The organism is Enterobacter cloacae complex sp. 418I7 (assembly GCF_050030705.1).
In the GTDB taxonomy this organism is placed as follows: domain Bacteria; phylum Pseudomonadota; class Gammaproteobacteria; order Enterobacterales; family Enterobacteriaceae; genus Enterobacter; species Enterobacter intestinihominis.
Genome location: NZ_JBLGUU010000001.1, coordinates 2,027,180 through 2,044,257 on the forward strand (window position 1 = coordinate 2,027,180; position 17,078 = coordinate 2,044,257).

Sequence of the window (17,078 nt, forward strand, 5' to 3'; positions counted from 1 at the left end):
AAGGCCTAGAACGTCTCCCAGTTTGTGTCACCTGAGGCACTGACCGTGGCGGGACGCAACAGTTGCGGTGCTTTTGTATTTTTTGGCCGCGGAGCGGTGTTTTCCTGCATGTTCAGCCGGAATGCCGCCACGGCCTGGCGCAGCTGTTCAGACTGATCTTCCAGCGCCGCCGCCGCCGTTGCCGACTCCTGTACCAGCGCGGCGTTTTGCTGCGTTACGCTGTCCATCTGCGAGACCGCCAGGCTGACCTGTTCAATACCGCGGCTTTGCTCGTCAGACGCCGACGAGATTTCAGCCATAATATCGGTTACGCGTGTCACGGCCGCGACGATCTCTTTCATGGTCGCACCCGCCTCGCTCACCTGTTCCGAGCCGGTATTCACCCGGCTGACGGAGTTTTCAATAAGCCCTTTGATCTCTTTTGCCGCCTGCGCGCTGCGGCTGGCCAGCGTCCGTACTTCGCCTGCCACGACCGCAAAGCCGCGGCCTTGTTCGCCGGCACGGGCGGCTTCAACCGCCGCGTTGAGCGCCAGAATGTTGGTCTGGAAGGCAATGCTATCGATAACGCCGGTGATATGAGCAATTTGCTGAGAACTGTCGGCAATGTCATTCATGGTACGCACTACATTATTCACCACCTGGCCGCCGCGTGCGGCGGTTTCAGACGCATTCTTTGCCAGCAGCGTCGCCTGACGAGCGTTATCCGAGTTCTGTTTCACCGTGGCCGTCAGCTCTTCCATGCTGGCGGCGGTCTCTTCCAGCGAGGCTGCCTGCTGCTCGGTTCGGGCGGAAAGGTCGTTACTCCCGGCGGCAATTTCTCCTGCGCCCGTGTAGATAGAATCTGTGCTGCCGCGCACGGCGCTGACGGTGCTGACCAGCGACTGTTGCATCTCATGCAGACCGGCGGCCAGCTGGCCCATTTCGTTGCGCCCGGTAATCGCGACGTTTTGCGTCAGATCGCCGCTCGCGATGGTGCGAATATGGTTCATGATGGCGTTGAGCGGTCTCAGGAGCAGGTGCTGTAAACCCTGCCAGATCACCACCAGCACGGCGATAACGGTCAGGAAGATCGCCGCCAGCGTCCACTGCATCTGGGTAAAGCTGTTCTGGTTCTCTTCGGCGGCGGCTTTCAGCAGGACGTTGTTTTCCGCGCGCCAGCGGGTATAGACCGCCTCCATCTCATCCTGTGCCTGCTGGGCGTCCAGGTCGCCATAGGCCTGATAGTTATCGGCGCGCAAGTACGCAATGGACAAGCGCATTACCTCGTGCATGTTCTTCCAGGCTTTCTGCATCTCTTCGGTGAGCGCGGCATTTTGCCCCTTCACCTGCGGAATCACCTGCCAGTTTTTGTAATAGTCTTCGGCTTTGGCCAGCGAACCGTTCGCGGTGCCCAGCAGCGTATTGATTGCCGCGAGAGAGGCCGGGTCGCGCTGGTTTTTCAGGTAGCGGATCGCCACGCGGGTGACGGTAACGCGCGTTTTCACCAGGGTGTTCACACTGTCGCTCAGGCTCTCCTGCTGGGCATTGAGCAACCCGGAGTTCTGAAAGTTGTGACGATCGTTGTTAACGGCAGAGTAGAACAACCCTCCCGTGACAACTTGCAGCAGACAGAATATGGTGAGGGCAAAGATAATACCGGTAATCACGTGCAGATTTTTCAGCATGGCGGTCATCCGTAATAGAAGAGGCAGGGTTACATCAATACTATCGTCGTAGCGAATTTAAACTTTAATTTTACTATTGCTTAACTAATGGTTTCGTTGCGGAACCTGTTGTAAACCCGGATCATTTTTATGAGGAAGGTCAGCATGAGCAGCATAGATAAATGCGGAACATTCACGCTCGGAACGCGTACGGTTAAACGGTTTGGCTATGGCGCGATGCAGCTTGCCGGACCTGGCGTTTTTGGTCCGCCAAAAGACAAAAATGCGGCGCTGGCGGTGTTGCGTGAAGCGGTAGAGTCGGGGGTAAATCACATTGATACCAGCGATTTTTACGGCCCCCATGTGACCAACCAGCTTATTTGCGAGGCGCTTCATCCCTACCGGGACGACCTTACGATTGTGACCAAGATCGGAGCCCGACGCGGCGAGGACGCCTCCTGGCTGCCGGCGTTTTCCGCCCAGGAGCTGACGCAGGCGGTGCATGACAACCTGCGTAACCTGAAGCGAGATGTGCTGGACGTGGTTAACCTGCGGATTATGTTTAGCGCCCACGGACCAGCGGAAGGCTCGATTGCCGCGCCGCTGAGCACCCTCGCGGAGCTGCAACAGCAGGGGCTGGTTCGCCATATTGGGCTGAGCAACGTCACCGCTTCGCAGGTGGGTGAAGCGCAGAAGATGGTTTCCGTGGTATGCGTACAGAACATGTACAACGTGGTGAATCGCGGTGACGATGCGCTGGTAGATTCGCTGGCGCAGCAGGGGATTGCCTGGGTGCCGTTCTTCCCACTGGGTGGTTTCACGCCATTGCAATCTTCCGGGCTACAGGCGGTGGCGGATTCACTGGATGCGACGCCTATGCAGGTGGCGCTGGCATGGCTGCTGCAACGCTCGCCAAATATCCTCTTGATCCCGGGTACTTCTTCGGTGGCGCATCTGCGTGAAAACCTGGCGGCAGCCGATCTGGTATTGCCGCCTGAGGCGCTGGAGACGTTAAATACGCTGGTGGAGTAATCCAGACAGCAGCAAAAGCCCGGGGGATTTTTCGGGCTTTTGGTGTTTATGACGCAATCTGATTCCTTTGGCGGTGAAGTGCTAACGCTTCCGCCACGATTTCCTGCTTACTTTTCCGTGTTTCATACGCAGTAATGCGGATGTACTCCATCAGCGCTGGATCGATGCGCGCACTTAACATCCTGAGATCGGCCTCCTTTGCTACACCGCGAGCAACACGCTTGTCGGGATAATCACGGGCTGGCATAGAAAACGTCCTCCAAAAATTGTCTTGTTAATTTGTGCTGTAAAATATGCGCTAGTCTTGGTTTAAAGTCAATGGCTAGTGAAGGCGCAGTGAATTACTGTTTGGATTTTCTGTGATTCAAGACTTCATTAAGTGATTTAATAGTGTTTGTATTGTCACTCTGTGAGTCCGCTTTGATGCGGAAAGTCACATTTTCAGTGCTGATAATGACGGAATGTTCAACGCACCAGACGCTCTAAAATTATTGATAATTTCTTCCTGAAACTTAACTCAGGTTTATCCCTGTGCTTATTCATGGTTATTGCTTAATTAAATCTTCTGTTTGAAGGCTCAGCTGTAAAAATCTGACGCTATAAGACCGGCCTTGGGGGAATCCTGATATTAATCCTTTAAGCAACTTCCGGCTGGTCATATATTCCAGCATAGGTGACGTAGTTAGCGATATTCGCTATTTTAACCCTGTTAAACCCATGTAATTTCGCTGGTTTTCATTTCTTCCGACATAATAGATTTTGTCTACGGTCTCTTTTTAATTTATGCTTCGCATACGAACAATTAGCGTTGTGCAGGGTTTTAACATCGTGGCAGTTAATAAAACCCTGCTTTATATAAAGTAATCAGGAGATTCATTTTTATGTCAGACAATAATCCCCGCCCATTGGGCTGGTTAGGCCCGTGGTGCCTGCTGGTGGGTGTGGTACTTCTTGTGACGGGGCTGTTTTTTGCCATCGGCGGTTTTAAACTGGCTTCCCTGGGGGGGAGTTGGTACTTTCTCATTGCCGGGGTTTTCACGCTGCTCTCTGCTATTCAGTTTTTCCGCCGCAAATCCTCTGCCGTAGGGCTGTTTGCTCTGGTGTTTCTTGGCACCCTGATTTGGGCATTTTTCGATGCCGGACTCGACTTCTGGCCCCTGGTTTCCCGATTAATGGTACCCGCCGGGCTGATGGTGCTGGCAGCAGCCACCTGGCCTGCATTGCGTAAGCGTGAAGGAAAACCGTCCTCCACGAAAGGGGCGATAGCGGTCTGCGCGGTCCTTATTATCGGCATGGGTGTCACCTTTGTTCAGATGTTTCAACCCCATCCGACCGTGCCGTTTAGCGGCGAAAAGCGCCCGCTGGTGCCGGTAAAAGAAGAGGCGAAACAGCAGAACTGGGATCACTACGGTAATACGGCTGGCGGTAGTCGCTTTGTGGCGCTGGACCAGATAACCCGTGACAACGTGAAAAACCTGAAACCGGTCTGGACCTACCATACCGGTGATATTCCGCAAAGTCCGGATGGCAATGGCGCAGAAGATCAGCAAACGCCGCTACAGGTAGACGATCGTGTCTTCCTCTGTACGCCGCATAACAACGTGATCGCCGTGGATGCCGATAGCGGGAAAGAGATCTGGAAAGCGGAAATCAACGCTAAGTCTGCCATCTGGATGCGCTGCCGTGGCCTGGCGTACTTTGATGCCACCAAACCGCTGGCACAGCCAACGGTAGCCGGCTCCACGCCGGTTCTGCCAGCGCAGGTCGCACCGGGCGCGGCATGCCAGCGCCGTATCCTGATGAATACCATTGACGGTAAGCTGATCGCGTTAGACGCCGATAACGGCAAATTCTGCCCGGATTTCGGCACTGACGGCAGCGTTAACCTGCATGAAGGAATGGGCGACGCGTCAGATCCAACCTATGTGTTGACGTCGGCCCCGACGCTGGCGGGTACCACGGTCGTGGTTGGCGGCCGCGTTGCGGATAATGTCAGCACCGATATGCCGGGAGGCGTAATACGTGGTTATGACGTGATCACCGGCCAGCTGCGCTGGGCGTTCGATCCGCGTAATCCGGATCCGAACTATGTTCTGAAGCCGGGCGAACACTACAAACGCAGCTCCGCAAACTCCTGGGCCCCTATGTCCTGGGATGCGTCGATGAATACCGTGTTTATCCCGATGGGAAGTTCCTCTGTCGACCTGTGGGGCGCTGACCGTATTCCGGAAGATCACAAATACGCCACCTCAATTCTCGCGCTGGATGCGACTACCGGGAAAGAGAAGTGGGTATACCAGACCGTGCATAACGACCTCTGGGATTTCGATATCCCGATGCAGCCGAGCCTGGTTGATTTCCCAACGAAAGAGGGCAACAAGCCCGCGGTGGTAGTGGGCACTAAAGCGGGGCAAATTTACGTTCTCGATCGCCTGACGGGTAAACCGCTCACTGAAGTGAAAGAGGTTTCGGTAAAACCAGCGGATATTCCACGTGAACAGTACCCGGCAACGCAGCCTCGCTCTGTGGGGATGCCGCAGATTGGCGCAGAAACCCTGAAAGAATCGGATATGTGGGGGGCGACGCCGTTTGACCAGCTGGCCTGTCGTATCAGCTTCAAATCAATGCGTTATGACGGTCTGTACACGATGCCGGGAACCGATATTTCCCTGAGCTTCCCGGGCTCGCTGGGGGGAATGAACTGGGGCAGTTTGTCCACCGATCCGAACAACCAGTATATCTTCGTCAATGACATGCGTCTGGGCCTGTGGGTTCAGCTGATTAAGCAAGATCCGCAGAGCGCGGTGGCAAATACGGGTGGTGAAGCCGTGAACGCCGGGATGGGCGCCGTTCCGATGAAAGGAACGCCGTATTCGGTCAACAAAAACCGTTTCATGTCACCGCTGGGCATTCCGTGCCAGAAACCACCGTTTGGCTCTCTCTCCGCCATTGACCTGAAAACGCAGAAAATCGTCTGGCAGGTGCCGGTCGGTACCGTACAGGATACCGGTCCGTTTGGGGTAAAAATGCGTATGCCAATGCCTGTCGGTATGCCGACGCTGGGCGGTACGCTGGCCACGCAGGGCGGTCTGGTCTTCATTGCGGGAACCCAGGATTACTACCTGCGCGCCTTTGATTCCTCTACGGGGGAAGAAGTGTGGAAAGCGCGTCTTCCGGTGGGTAGCCAGGGCGGACCTATCAGCTATGTATCACCGAAAACCGGCAAACAGTACATTCTGATCTCTGCTGGCGGTGCACGCCAGTCGCCGGATCGTGGTGACTACGTGATTGCCTACGCGCTGGATAAATAACAGCGAAATAAGCAACCTGGCCCCGTCGAAGTACGGGGCTTTTTTTTGACTAAAAACACGGATATGAAGAAAGCGGCGGGTCCGGTCAGCCCGTGAAAAGCACCCGCCAGCGACGGCGATGGCGAGTCATCTCGCGCCATAGTGCGATTATCTCGTCATGTTGCAGGGCATCAACAGCCTGCGGCGTTAACACCGGTAAACCATAGCGCTGGCGCAGGGCGGCTACTGCCGTGGCGCTGGCATTCATCGGTGACCGGATTTGCATCGCCAGCTGCTGTCGCAATACGCTGAACGCCGTCTCATCGCACAGAGTCAGCTCACGCAAAAATTGTTTGCAGCAACCCAACAGGTTCACGGGAGAGCGGTCAGGCGACTGTAACGCCAGCAGCAGGCCATCGCGATCGGCAATACGCTGATAACGACAGCTGACCACGTAGCCAATCTGCTGTTCCACGCGCAGGCGCTGGAAAAATTGCGGTTCGCAGCATAATGCCAGCAGCCGCAGCGCGGCGAGCGACGCGCCCGGCGGCAGGGGAATAAACACCAGCAGCGCCGAATCCGCGCTGGCGTGCGGAATGTGTTCGATCCCGCCGGGACAACCGCTTAATGGCGTCGGCTTAGCGTTAACCGGCGCCCGGAGCAGGCCAAGCTGCCGGGCTAACCCGTGCGCGTGTGCGACGCTGCCGCCAACTAGCGCCGCCAGCCAGCCGTCCCGTGGCGGATCCGATGCCAGACGTTCAGGCAATTGCTGAAGCAGCTCACGGATGGCAATGCCTTCTGGCACTGGCGTAAGAGCCGGGGCGGGGTGGGAGAGGCGATCGATTATCGCCCCGATGATGTGTTCCGCCGTAGCTACGGCGTCAGGAAGCCGCAGGGTGAGCTGCCAGCTACCGTCAACCGTTTGCCACTCGCCGCTGCCGTCAATATGGCGCAGTTCAGCAAGAAGAGGGCGTAACTGTTTGCCCATCGCCACCCCCTGCGCCCGTTCCAGGCACGAATAAAAAGGCCTGCGCAGGATCAGCGTTGGCGGTTGTGTCTGCGCCGACAAATGCAGCAGCGGAGCGGCTTCTGACGTCGGGGCTGGCGTAACATACCTGGCAGTCTGCGGGTAGAAGGAAAACGCGATGGGGCTATCATCTGCAACCGGCTGGCGACGCCAATGGCTAAGCGGCAGAGCAAACCCCTGACTGGCGATAATTTCAGCGGTTTCAATTTTTTTGCAGGCCAGATACGAGGTGGGCGCCGCCAGTAAATCGGCACAAAAGGCAGAAAAACTTACGGGCGCCGCACCGGGCGCAAAACCGAACGCCCGCTGGCGCAGCTGCTCCAGCGTCGGCAGGGCGCTGAAACGCTGCTGTGCCAGCCGATAATAATGCCGCTGCTGCTCATCCGTCGTTTGCTGTAGCGCCCGTAGCCAGTGGGTAATATGCGGGTCACTCTCCTCGGGTCGTTCGCTATCAACCGTTAGCGCCAGCCAGCCGTTATCGTTATCCTGATAAAGCCAGTTCAGTGTGATATCTTCTGCCAGCCCTCGCGCCCGCAGCCCGGCAATCAGGCTTCCGGGGGCGTCGTCCAGTAAAAACTCCCGAAATAAGGTGACGTTGTCACTTTTTCGAATTAACGGACAACGCCACAGTGCGGGTCGCTCTGTCACTGCCAGCTGAAAATCTGCTTCAGCGCTAAGACGCAACGGGGGAGCGGTTTCAGGCATGCCACCAGAAGCAAAACCGGACGCAAACGTATGGGCAAGCTCGGCCAGCGCATCCAGCGTTTGCGGCCCTTGCAGCCACAATTGCAGATGTCCGTCCACATAATAGCGCCGATGAAAGTCGCGCAACGCGGTTTGCAGCGATCCCGTGTCCTGCCCCAGAGAATCCTGGCTACCTACCTGAAAACGGCGAAAAACTGTGGGTTCTTCCATCGCGTGGCGTGCCGCCGCTTCGCGCCTGGCGGAATCATGCTGCTGGATGAGCCGGTTTTCCGCATCAATGACCGCCACTTCGCGCTGTATGTCATCGCATGAAAGCAGCGGCGCCTGCAACATATCCCGCAGTCGTGCGATGCCGTCGGACAGGTTATCGGCGGCCACATCGAAGAAAAATGCGCTGTGGCGAGCCAGCGTGGTGGCATTGACGCTACCGCCCTGACGCTGGACCCAGGCCATGAGTCGATCGTCGCCCTGATAGCGCTGGCTACCGCGGAACAGCAGGTGCTCAAGTAAATGCGCAAGACCGGCGAAGCGCGGTGGCTCGTGATGGCTTCCGGCACTCACGCGCGCCAGCGCCGCCGCGCGTGTCGCCTGCGGCTGATGCACCAGCGTTGCGCGTAAACCGCCTGCCAGCTCCACGATGCGGGGGGTCATTATCGCTACAGTTCCCGGGTTTTATAGATAAGCTGCGAACGGGTACGGTTGCGGAATTGAAGCTGGCCGATTTTCATGTCGCTACAGGCTGCTTCGCGTCGCGCGTCCAGAATTTTATGATGATGCGGCGATTTGCTGCACACCGGATCGGCGTTATCAGCATTCCCGGTGAGCATAAAGGCCTGGCAGCGGCAGCCGCCGAAGTCCTTCTCCTTTTCATCGCAGGAGCGGCACGGCTCCGGCATCCAGTCAAACCCGCGATAGCGGTTGAAGCCGAAAGAGTCATACCAGATGGATTCCAGACTCTGATCAAGCACCGAGGGGAACTCCACCGGTAGCTGGCGCGCGCTGTGGCAGGGCAGCGCCGTGCCTTCCGGGGTCACGCTGAGGAAAATCGACCCCCAGCCGCCCATACAGCCTTTTGGTCGCTCTTCGTAATAATCAGGGGTGACGAACAGCAGGTTGGTCAGATTGCCGCTGGCGGCCATTTTTTGCCGATAGTCGGCAACCACGCGTTCCGCGCGGGCAATCTGTTCCCGCGTCGGCAAAAGGCCCTGACGATTAAGGAACGCCCAACCGTAGAACTGGCAGGTGGCAAGTTCGACGTCGTCGGCGTCCAGTTCGATGCACAGCTCGATGATTTTATCGATCTGGTCGATGTTGTGCCGGTGCAGGACGAAATTCAGCACCATCGGGTAATCGCGCGCTTTGACCGCTTTGGCCATCGCCAGCTTCTGCTGGAAGGCTTTTTTATTCCCCGCCAGCGCGGCGTTGAGCACTTCATCGCTAGCCTGGAAGCTAATCTGGATATGGTCCAGACCGGCCTCGCTGAACGCGTCGAGCTTGCTTTCCGTCAGGCCAATTCCCGAGGTGATCAGGTTGGTATAAAAACCGAGATCGCGGGCGGCGCGGATCAGCTCCGGCAGATCTTTACGCGTCAACGGTTCGCCGCCGGAAAAACCTATCTGCACGCTGCCCATCGCCCGCGCCTGGCGGAAAACCTCAATCCACTGTTCAGTGGTCAGCTCCTGATCCTGCCGGGCAAAGTCCAGCGGGTTAGAGCAGTAAGGACACTGTAGCGGACAGCGATAGGTCAGTTCCGCCAGCAGCCACAGCGGTGGATTGACGGTGGGTTTATTCTGGCTCACGGAAAATAATCCACTTCTGTTGATAAGCGATTTGCAGGAATTCTACGACGTCGTCATCCACGCCGCCGGCTTCCGGGAACCGTTCGTTGAGTATGGCAATGATGGCCGCCGCGTCGCGTTGGCCATCGACCAGTTCGAGGATTGCGGCCGCGGTCTCATTGAGTTTAGCCATGCCTTCCGGATAAAGGATGACATGGCTGTCCTGAGCGGCTTCCCATTGCAGGCGATAGCCGCGACGAAAGGCGACGATGGAGTTTTTTTGCATGCTTATACCAGTCGGGTTGTGTGCCAGGCCGCTTTGTCGGTGACCGTGTGATAAGGCGGACGCTGTAGCGCGTAGGCCATGGTCATCGCGTCGAGCATCGACCATAGGATATCGAGTTTGAACTGAAGGATCTCCAGCATCCGATTCTGCTTTTCTGCGCTATCGCAGTAACTCTTCGCCAGCTCCAGACCGTGTTCAACGTCGCGGCTGGCCTGGCTGAGGCGGCTGCGAAAATAAAAATAGCCTTCCTCTTTGATCCACGGATAGTGCTGCGGCCAGCTGTCGAGACGCGACTGATGAATTTGCGGGGCAAACAGTTCGGTGAGCGAACTGCATGCCGCCTCCTGCCAGTTGGCGCGGCGGGCGAAGTTAACGTAAGCGTCCACGGCAAAACGAACGCCGGGCAGCACGTGGCGTTCGCTGATTAAGTCGTCGCGGCTAAGCCCTACGGCTTCGCCCAGCTGTAGCCAGGCTTCGATCCCGCCGTCATGACCGTTGCTGCCGTCGTGATCGAGGATCCGCTGCACCCATTTTCGACGCGTGTGCGGATCCGGGCAGTTCGCCATAATGGCCGCATCTTTCAGCGGGATCGTCGTCTGGTAGTAAAACCGGTTCGCCACCCAGCCCTGGATCTGCTCGCGGCTGGCCTCGCCGTTATGCATCGCGATATGGTACGGATGGTGAATATGATAGTAGGCGCCTTTCGCCCGGAGGGCGTGTTCAAACTCTTGCGGCGAGAGCGTTTCACGAATGTGCATAGTTAGTCCTGAAGCGTGATGGTCATCCCGTCCCAGCTCACTTCAATTCCCTGCTGCGTGAGGGCGTGACGCTGCGGCGACTGCTCGTTAAGGATCGGGTTAGTGTTATTAATGTGAATCAGAATCTTGCGCTTTGCCGGCAGTGAGGCCAGCAGCGCCATCATGCCGTGTTCATCGCCGAGCGCCAGATGGCCCATATCGCGGCCGGTATTGCGCCCGACGCCAGCGGCCTGCAGTTCATCGTCCTGCCAGACTGTGCCGTCAATCAGCAGACAGTCCGCTTTTTTAAGCCACGGCAGGATGTCGTCATCGGGTTCACCGAGACCCGGCGCGTAGAACAGCGTCTGACCGTTGCGGCGGTTTTCGATAAACAGCGCCACGTTATGCCCCGGTAGCGGGCGGTCGCGCCACGGCGAATAGGGCGGTGCGTTACTGGCGATGGGGACAGCGGTAAACTGCAAATCAGGGCAGGCTTCCACGCTAAAGGCGGTGAGCGGCGCAATCGGATGATGGACCAGGCCGCCGTTCCAGTGCCGGAGCATGGTAAAAATCGGGAATCCGCTGGAAAGATCTTCATGCACCTCCGGCGTACACCATACCTGATGCGGACACCCTTCGCGCAGGCTGAGCAGCCCGGTGGTGTGGTCAATCTGGCTGTCGGTGAGAATAATGCCGCCAATATGCGTGCCGCGCAGAACCTCTTTCTTATTCAGTTCTGGCGTATGGGCAATCTGCTGGCTGATATCGGGCGAGGCGTTACACAGTATCCACTCTTCGCCGTTATCGCTGACGATGATCGACGACTGGGTGCGGGGGGTCGCCTGAAGGGTACCGTTGCGCAAACCCTGACAGTTGGCGCAATTACAGTTCCACTGAGGGAAACCGCCGCCGGCGGCGGAACCGAGGACTTTAATAAACATGAAGATAGGCCAGGTAGTAAAACAAAAATGCCCGCACGGATGGCGGGCTGAGCGATTAGCGGTTGGAAATGTACAGCGTCACTTCCAGGCCAAGACGTAAATCAATAAAAGCAGGTTTCTTCCACATCGTATTTTCCTCTTTAAAAATGCAGCACCAACACCATTGTTTGTGCCAGTTTTGTGATGGTCATCAAATAATGCGTCACAGTGGGGCAAAGCTCAACCCGAAAGATGTAAGGAATTAACGTAATGTTTACAACGTAACCTATTGTTGCCAAACATTTTGCAATACCTTTTGCCAGTTGCCCCACAGCAGCTTATTCAGCACAAATTGATCATAGCCGCTGTCACGCAACGCGCTGATTAGCCGCGGTAAACCACTCACATCATGCAAATCATCAGGTAACGTGATGCCGTCAAAATCGGAGCCCAGCGCAACATGATCTTCGCCCATGATGTTAATAAGATAGTCGATATGGCGAACGATTGTGCTCAGCGGGGTATCGCTATCGCGTTTACCGTCGGCGCGCAGAAAGGCGTTGCCGAAATTGACCCCTGCCACGCCGCCGCTGTCGCGGATAGCCAGCAGTTGCCGATCGGTCAGATTACGCGGTTGCGGGCACAGCGTATGGGCGTTGGAATGGGTGGCGACCAGCGGTGAAGAGGAATGACGAGCAGTATCCCAGAACGCCTTTTCATTCATATGAGAAACGTCAATCAGCATGTTCAGGGCGTTAGCGTGCTTAATGAGGGCGATACCCTCTGCGGTAAGCCCTGGGCCGCTGTCCGGGCTGCCGGGAAACGCCCCGTTAACGCCGGTGCCAAAACGGTTAGCAATGTTCCAGAAAGGCCCAATGCTGCGCACGCCAGCGGCATAGAAAGCCTGTAGATCGCCACCCTCGCCGTCAAAACCGCCCGCACCCTCAATATGCGCCACCATCGCCAGCACCTTATCCTGACGGCAGCGTTCGATATCTGCCGCGCTCAGGCACAATCGCGCCCGTCCATCGGAGTGTGCGACAAGCTGCTTGAGGATCGTCAACTGTTGCCAGAGAATGTCGATCGGTTGCCACGGCTCGCTGGCGTAGTTCGGCGCCATGCGGGCGATATACTCCTGCGGCGGCACGAACAGCGCGAACAGCCCGCCGGAAAATCCGCCTTGCTGCATGCGCGGATAATCGAGGTGTCCGTTCTCAATGCCGGAAAAGAAGGCCGTTACCGGATCCTGGCGATGATGAAGCCATAAATTAAGCAACAGGTCATTGTGACCATCAAAAATCGCCATAGCGCATCCCACTGTTTTTTATTGCTGCGAAAGTTGCCTGGCACGATAACCGATTTGTCCGGTCCGGCAAGGAGAAACTTACAACTTAGCAGCAATTGTTAATAACGCTTAACCGTGAGGAGATCCGCACATCATATTGCGTGGCGAGATAAGAGCATTTCCCGTTCCATCTGCGATTGCATCGCGTACGTTCCCTGAGCTACCGGGCTACGCTATACTTCGCCACTTTGAGTTATGCGTGGCAGGTAACGAAATATGCGGGAGAGCATTAATTTTATTTTCGTGGTGCTGTCTTTCACGGCACTGATTATGGTGATGCGCTTTTTCATCAGGCGTATTCGGCATCCAAAGCGCATCGTTGCCGACAGCCGGGGAATGAAAAAAATCTCTACCCATCCTTCCTGGTTTGGCGGATCGTCAGGTAAAACCTACTTTTATGATGAGCAGTATTTATACGAGGTCATAAATAGCGTCACCCGTAAAATTGAGCTGGCGGCTATCGTAAAAATTAAGCCGGGCTCGACAGTGGTAAATAACAGGCGGATCTGGTCTGTGAGCTATCTTGAGGGAACCCGTGAAAAACAGGTGCAGTTTTATAATAATCTGACGGTGTTTAATCAAAACTTTGCTGCGTTTTTAGAGGCTGTAAAACGCGTGAATCCTGAAGCCGATATTAAGGCCGTCTCCTTGTTCAATCTGTGACTGGAATACATTACCTTTATCTTTCTGACTGCCCATACGGCAGGTATGGGCAGTAAAGCCGCCGATATTACTTCTTCTTGTTCATCATCGCCTTGAGATCGGCAAAGGGGTTAAACGTGGCGACACCCACGTCTTTTTGCGCATCCTCACCTGCGACAACGGTGGTGCCATACTGATCCGCTTCGGTGTACTTTGAGTGTTCGTGGTCATGGCAAAACAGGCACAACAACTCCCAGTTACTGCCATCTTCCGGATTATTGGTGTGATCGTGGTCGATATGGTGGACCGTGAGTTCACGAAGATTCGAATACACAAACTCCCGCGAGCAGCGTCCACAGACCCACGGGTAAATTTTTAGCGCTTTTTCACGGTAGCCGCTTTCCAGCCGTGCGTAGTTTTTGGGGATCAGAGCCATTGCTGATGTTACCTGTTAAAAAAGAGAACAGTTCACACTATATCCCATTTTGAGATGCCAGGAGAATGCCTCCTCTGCGGGAAGGCAGCGTGCGATTTGCGTATTTCTGTCAGTTTATTTGAAGCATTCCGTTAAATAATCACCATTTATTCTCATCGGTTAATGCGTAGAGTAGGGATAACGCAATGCTTTATCAGGATACTCCACTATGAAAAAGATCGGATTTTTGTCGTTTGGTCACTGGACGCCGTCTTCCCAGTCCGGCACGCAAACCGCAGCTGACACGCTGCTACAGTCCATCGATCTGGCTGTCGCCGCTGAAGAGCTGGGCGCGGACGGGGCTTATTTCCGCGTGCACCACTTTGCCCGCCAGCTCAGTTCGCCATTCCCCTTGCTGGCTGCGATAGGCGCGAAAACCAAACGCATCGAAATCGGGACGGGCGTGATCGACATGCGGTACGAGAATCCGCTGTATATGGCGGAAGATGCTGGCGCGGCAGATCTCATCTCCGGCGGGCGATTACAGCTTGGTATCAGCCGGGGCTCCCCGGAGCAGGTGATTGATGGTTGGCGTTATTTTGGTTACGTGCCGCAGGACGGGGAAAACGAATCTGATATGGCGCGCCGTCACACTGAGGTACTGCTTGATGTATTACGCGGTGAAGGGTTTGCGAAGCCTAACCCACAGCCGATGTTCCCAAACCCGCCGGGATTGTTGCGTCTGGAGCCGCATTCAGAGGGCTTACGCGATCGTATCTGGTGGGGGGCTGGCTCCAATGCAACGGCAGTATGGGCGGCAAAACTGGGGATGAACCTGCAAAGCTCAACGCTGAAAGATGATGAAACCGGCGAGCCGTTCCATATTCAGCAGGCAAAACAGATCCGTGCCTACCGACAGGCCTGGGCCGAGGCAGGGCATACCCGTCAGCCACGCGTTTCGGTCAGCCGCAGTATTTTTGCCCTGATGGACGATCGCGACCGGATGTATTTCGGTTCAAGCCGCAATGAGAGCGACAGCGTTGGCTATCTGGATGAGAAAACGCGGGCCATTTTCGGACGCAGCTATGCCACAGAGCCAGACAAGCTGATTGAACAGTTGAAAAAGGATGAAGCGATCGCGGAAGCGGATACGCTGTTGCTTACCGTGCCGAATCAGCTGGGCGTGGAATACAACGCACATGTGATCGAGTCCATCCTGAAACATGTCGCACCGGAAATGGGATGGCGCGATCGCAATGCGTAATCTGGCCCTCTGGTATCGCCGGTTTGGTGAGCCTGAATCGGTACTGCAAGCGGAAACCACACCATTGTCACCGCGACAGCCGCGAGAGATACGTGTGCGCATGCTTTTTTCTCCGGTGAACGCCTCCGATCTCATCCCCATCACCGGGGCATATCGCCATCGCACGCCGCTGCCCGCAATAGCCGGTTATGAAGGGGTCGGAATAGTGACCGAAACGCCCGCCGCTTACCCGGCGCTGCTGGGCAAGCGGGTCCTGCCGTTACGGGGGCAGGGAACCTGGCAGCGCTATGTCGACTGCCCGGTGGCGTATGCGGTTCCCGTCCCGGACGACGTCGACTCGCTTCTTGCCGCGCGGGCGTATATCAACCCGCTTGCCGCTCAGATGATGCTGGACCGTTATCCTCCGGCCGGGAAAACGGTGCTGCTCACCGCTGCCGGTTCTGACTGCGCCGTTCTGCTCGGGCAATGGGCACGCCAGGCGGGTGCCGAGGCGGTTTACGGGATCCATCGCTCGCCCGTGCACGCTCAACGTCTGGCTGAAATGGGGATCGTCCCGATTGCGCAAGATGATACGGCCGCCGTCAACGCTGCCGCCGCGCAAGCGGAGGTGGTGTACGACGCCACGGGCGGCAGCCTGGCGGAGGCGATCCTGAGCGTGATGCCCGAAACCGGTACCTTTGTCTGCTACGGGCTACTCTCCGGGCAGACCTTCCGGCAGCAGCGGCTGTTGCCGCGCGTGGCGTGGTTTCACATTCGTAACTATCTGGACGCGCTGAGCGCTGAGGCGTGGCAGGCGGAATTTCGGCGCATCTGGCCTAAACTGCGCGCCAGCCAGTGTAGCGATGTTACCCTCTACCCGCTGTCGGAATGGCAGCGGGCAGTGGGCAACTACCGCGAAGCGGGAAGAACGGGCAAGCCTATGCTGTCGATGGACAATTAATCGGCCTTATGGCTCATGTCGCTCAGCAGTACAGCGATACTTTGTCCACCGGCGGTCTGCTCGAGGCCAATTTTGACAATAATTGTCAGCGGAACGGAGAGCAGCATGCCGACAGGCCCGAGCAGCCAGCCCCAGAAAATCAGGGACAGGAACACAACAAGAGTTGAAAGCCCCAGCCCGCGTCCCATTATCCGTGGTTCGAGAATGTTCCCGAAGACAAGGTTAATCACCAGATAGCCTGCCAGCAGAATCAGGGCATCATACAAACCGCTGAAAACCAGCACCTGAAGGATAGGGGGGATCGCCGCCAGCACGGAGCCAATGTTAGGAATATAGTTGAGCGCAAAGGCCAGCAGCCCCCAGACGAAGGCAAAACGCACATCCAGCGCGGCGAGCATCCCCCAGACCACTAATCCCGTCACCAGGCTGATGGCCGTTTTCAGCACCAGATAGCGTGAAACGCTGTCGAGCGCGCGCTGTATAGCACCCATTCCCTCTACCGGACGCACCATGATGTGCTGGAGTTTTGCAGGCAGCTGTGGAACTTCCAGCAGCATAAACACAACCGTCAGGAACAGCAGGAAAATCGAGGTCATGGCGTTGGAGAGCTGTGCCAGCAGGCTGGTGACAATCGTCATGGCGGCATTCGGATCGATGTATTTAAGCAGTTCCTCAACCGAGACTTCGATACCCGCGCGTTGCAGCCAGGGTTCAATTTGCAGCAGCGGGGTCGCCAGGGAAGAGCGGTATGTCGGCAGCGTCCGCGCCAGCTCGTTCAGGGAGGTTCCCAGATAGGCGACTAACAGCACCATCGCAACGATAATAATACTGATAAGCAGGCTTATCGCCAGCACACGCGGGATGCGCAGCCGCACCATTCGCTGCACCAGTGGATTGAGGATCACCGCGATAAAAAGCGCCAGGATAAAAGGCACGATGATATCGGCCGCAAAACGAACGCCGGTCAGAATGATCACCAGCATGCCCAGCATGATGACGATCTTAAGCCCGTTGAGGGTGATAATGGGTTTGGCCATGGACGTTCCTGAACAGT

General features: G+C 56.4%; 16 protein-coding genes. 5 read left to right on the forward strand and 11 right to left on the reverse strand.

The genetic code is table 11. The features are described 5' to 3' along the window. Window positions 1-5 precede the first annotated feature (5 nt). Window positions 6-1,664: a methyl-accepting chemotaxis citrate transducer gene (gene tcp / locus ACQG0S_RS09835; protein WP_048965711.1), complete on the reverse strand. Its 1,659-nt coding sequence runs from the start codon at window positions 1,662-1,664 to the stop codon at window positions 6-8. Window positions 1,665-1,808: 144 nt separating this feature from the next. Between tcp and ACQG0S_RS09840 the strand changes: the two genes are divergently transcribed. Further along, entirely contained in the window at window positions 1,809-2,675 is an 867-nt protein-coding gene (locus ACQG0S_RS09840) for an aldo/keto reductase family oxidoreductase (RefSeq protein ID WP_048965712.1), read from the forward strand. Window positions 2,676-2,721: 46 nt separating this feature from the next. On the opposite strand, the gene ACQG0S_RS09845 is transcribed toward ACQG0S_RS09840, so the two are convergent. Continuing rightward, window positions 2,722-2,922, reverse strand: a complete 201-nt coding sequence (locus tag ACQG0S_RS09845) for a hypothetical protein (protein ID WP_022647949.1) — start codon at window positions 2,920-2,922, stop codon at window positions 2,722-2,724. A gap of 634 nt (window positions 2,923-3,556) precedes the next feature. On the opposite strand from ACQG0S_RS09845, the gene ACQG0S_RS09850 reads away from it, so the two are divergent. Continuing rightward, complete coding sequence (locus ACQG0S_RS09850; RefSeq protein ID WP_169441061.1) at window positions 3,557-5,986, forward strand: glucose/quinate/shikimate family membrane-bound PQQ-dependent dehydrogenase; 2,430 nt, start codon at window positions 3,557-3,559, stop codon at window positions 5,984-5,986. A gap of 85 nt (window positions 5,987-6,071) precedes the next feature. Here the strand turns inward: ACQG0S_RS09850 and pqqF are convergent, their stop codons facing one another. The 7 genes from pqqF to ACQG0S_RS09885 form a co-directional block, all read right to left on the reverse strand. Beyond that, window positions 6,072-8,348 carry a pyrroloquinoline quinone biosynthesis protein PqqF gene (pqqF, locus tag ACQG0S_RS09855; protein WP_048965713.1) on the reverse strand — a complete coding sequence of 759 codons (2,277 nt, stop codon included), beginning with the start codon at window positions 8,346-8,348 and terminating at the stop codon, window positions 6,072-6,074. Between the two features lie 5 nt (window positions 8,349-8,353). Continuing rightward, the gene (pqqE, locus tag ACQG0S_RS09860) at window positions 8,354-9,496 is read right to left on the reverse strand and encodes a pyrroloquinoline quinone biosynthesis protein PqqE (protein ID WP_045308495.1); all 1,143 of its coding nucleotides are present in this window, start codon (window positions 9,494-9,496) and stop codon (window positions 8,354-8,356) included. Next, a complete protein-coding gene (gene pqqD, locus ACQG0S_RS09865) occupies window positions 9,483-9,761 on the reverse strand; it encodes a pyrroloquinoline quinone biosynthesis peptide chaperone PqqD (RefSeq protein WP_003857508.1) in 279 nt (92 codons plus the stop codon). The genes pqqE and pqqD overlap by 14 nt, the downstream gene beginning before the upstream one ends. 2 nt (window positions 9,762-9,763) lie before the next feature. After that, the gene (pqqC, locus tag ACQG0S_RS09870; protein ID WP_023306095.1) at window positions 9,764-10,519 is read right to left on the reverse strand and encodes a pyrroloquinoline-quinone synthase PqqC; all 756 of its coding nucleotides are present in this window, start codon (window positions 10,517-10,519) and stop codon (window positions 9,764-9,766) included. A gap of 2 nt (window positions 10,520-10,521) precedes the next feature. Beyond that, complete coding sequence (gene pqqB, locus ACQG0S_RS09875; protein WP_048965714.1) at window positions 10,522-11,439, reverse strand: pyrroloquinoline quinone biosynthesis protein PqqB; 918 nt, start codon at window positions 11,437-11,439, stop codon at window positions 10,522-10,524. 55 nt (window positions 11,440-11,494) lie between these two features. Beyond that, on the reverse strand, window positions 11,495-11,566 hold the full coding sequence (gene pqqA / locus ACQG0S_RS09880; protein ID WP_002905689.1) for a pyrroloquinoline quinone precursor peptide PqqA: 72 nt from the start codon (window positions 11,564-11,566) through the stop codon (window positions 11,495-11,497). 138 nt (window positions 11,567-11,704) lie between these two features. Further along, entirely contained in the window at window positions 11,705-12,724 is a 1,020-nt protein-coding gene (locus ACQG0S_RS09885; protein ID WP_048966594.1) for a dipeptidase, read from the reverse strand. 255 nt (window positions 12,725-12,979) lie between these two features. Between ACQG0S_RS09885 and ACQG0S_RS09890 the strand changes: the two genes are divergently transcribed. After that, window positions 12,980-13,426, forward strand: coding sequence for a hypothetical protein (locus ACQG0S_RS09890; protein ID WP_048966593.1), 447 nt, complete (start codon window positions 12,980-12,982; stop codon window positions 13,424-13,426). A 67-nt stretch (window positions 13,427-13,493) separates the two neighbouring features. On the opposite strand, the gene yajD is transcribed toward ACQG0S_RS09890, so the two are convergent. Further along, window positions 13,494-13,841 carry an HNH nuclease YajD gene (yajD, locus tag ACQG0S_RS09895; protein WP_006808895.1) on the reverse strand — a complete coding sequence of 116 codons (348 nt, stop codon included), beginning with the start codon at window positions 13,839-13,841 and terminating at the stop codon, window positions 13,494-13,496. 208 nt (window positions 13,842-14,049) lie between these two features. Here yajD and ACQG0S_RS09900 point away from each other — a divergent pair, with 208 nt between their 5' ends. Together ACQG0S_RS09900 and ACQG0S_RS09905 are read left to right on the forward strand one after the other, a co-directional pair. Then, window positions 14,050-15,084, forward strand: a complete 1,035-nt coding sequence (locus ACQG0S_RS09900) for an LLM class flavin-dependent oxidoreductase (protein ID WP_048966592.1) — start codon at window positions 14,050-14,052, stop codon at window positions 15,082-15,084. Then, on the forward strand, window positions 15,077-16,024 hold the full coding sequence (locus ACQG0S_RS09905) for a zinc-dependent alcohol dehydrogenase family protein (protein ID WP_048966591.1): 948 nt from the start codon (window positions 15,077-15,079) through the stop codon (window positions 16,022-16,024). The genes ACQG0S_RS09900 and ACQG0S_RS09905 overlap by 8 nt, the downstream gene beginning before the upstream one ends. Here the strand turns inward: ACQG0S_RS09905 and ACQG0S_RS09910 are convergent. Beyond that, entirely contained in the window at window positions 16,021-17,061 is a 1,041-nt protein-coding gene (locus ACQG0S_RS09910) for an AI-2E family transporter (RefSeq protein ID WP_003857467.1), read from the reverse strand. The two genes, ACQG0S_RS09905 and ACQG0S_RS09910, sit on opposite strands and share 4 nt — an antisense overlap. Between the last annotated feature and the right edge of the window lie 17 nt (window positions 17,062-17,078).

What these genes read in the sequence shown, in the direction of transcription:
- pqqC (WP_023306095.1), bottom strand. Translation starts at nt 10,519, where the DNA reads ATGCACATTCGTGAAACGCTCTCGCCGCAAGAGTTTGAACACGCCCTC.
- ACQG0S_RS09885 (WP_048966594.1), bottom strand. Translation starts at nt 12,724, where the DNA reads ATGGCGATTTTTGATGGTCACAATGACCTGTTGCTTAATTTATGGCTT.
- ACQG0S_RS09890 (WP_048966593.1), top strand. Translation starts at nt 12,980, where the DNA reads ATGCGGGAGAGCATTAATTTTATTTTCGTGGTGCTGTCTTTCACGGCA.
- ACQG0S_RS09845 (WP_022647949.1), bottom strand. Translation starts at nt 2,922, where the DNA reads ATGCCAGCCCGTGATTATCCCGACAAGCGTGTTGCTCGCGGTGTAGCA.
- pqqD (WP_003857508.1), bottom strand. Translation starts at nt 9,761, where the DNA reads ATGCAAAAAAACTCCATCGTCGCCTTTCGTCGCGGCTATCGCCTGCAA.
- pqqB (WP_048965714.1), bottom strand. Translation starts at nt 11,439, where the DNA reads ATGTTTATTAAAGTCCTCGGTTCCGCCGCCGGCGGCGGTTTCCCTCAG.
- yajD (WP_006808895.1), bottom strand. Translation starts at nt 13,841, where the DNA reads ATGGCTCTGATCCCCAAAAACTACGCACGGCTGGAAAGCGGCTACCGT.
- tcp (WP_048965711.1), bottom strand. Translation starts at nt 1,664, where the DNA reads ATGCTGAAAAATCTGCACGTGATTACCGGTATTATCTTTGCCCTCACC.
- ACQG0S_RS09850 (WP_169441061.1), top strand. Translation starts at nt 3,557, where the DNA reads ATGTCAGACAATAATCCCCGCCCATTGGGCTGGTTAGGCCCGTGGTGC.
- ACQG0S_RS09910 (WP_003857467.1), bottom strand. Translation starts at nt 17,061, where the DNA reads ATGGCCAAACCCATTATCACCCTCAACGGGCTTAAGATCGTCATCATG.
- ACQG0S_RS09900 (WP_048966592.1), top strand. Translation starts at nt 14,050, where the DNA reads ATGAAAAAGATCGGATTTTTGTCGTTTGGTCACTGGACGCCGTCTTCC.
- ACQG0S_RS09905 (WP_048966591.1), top strand. Translation starts at nt 15,077, where the DNA reads ATGCGTAATCTGGCCCTCTGGTATCGCCGGTTTGGTGAGCCTGAATCG.
- ACQG0S_RS09840 (WP_048965712.1), top strand. Translation starts at nt 1,809, where the DNA reads ATGAGCAGCATAGATAAATGCGGAACATTCACGCTCGGAACGCGTACG.
- pqqF (WP_048965713.1), bottom strand. Translation starts at nt 8,348, where the DNA reads ATGACCCCCCGCATCGTGGAGCTGGCAGGCGGTTTACGCGCAACGCTG.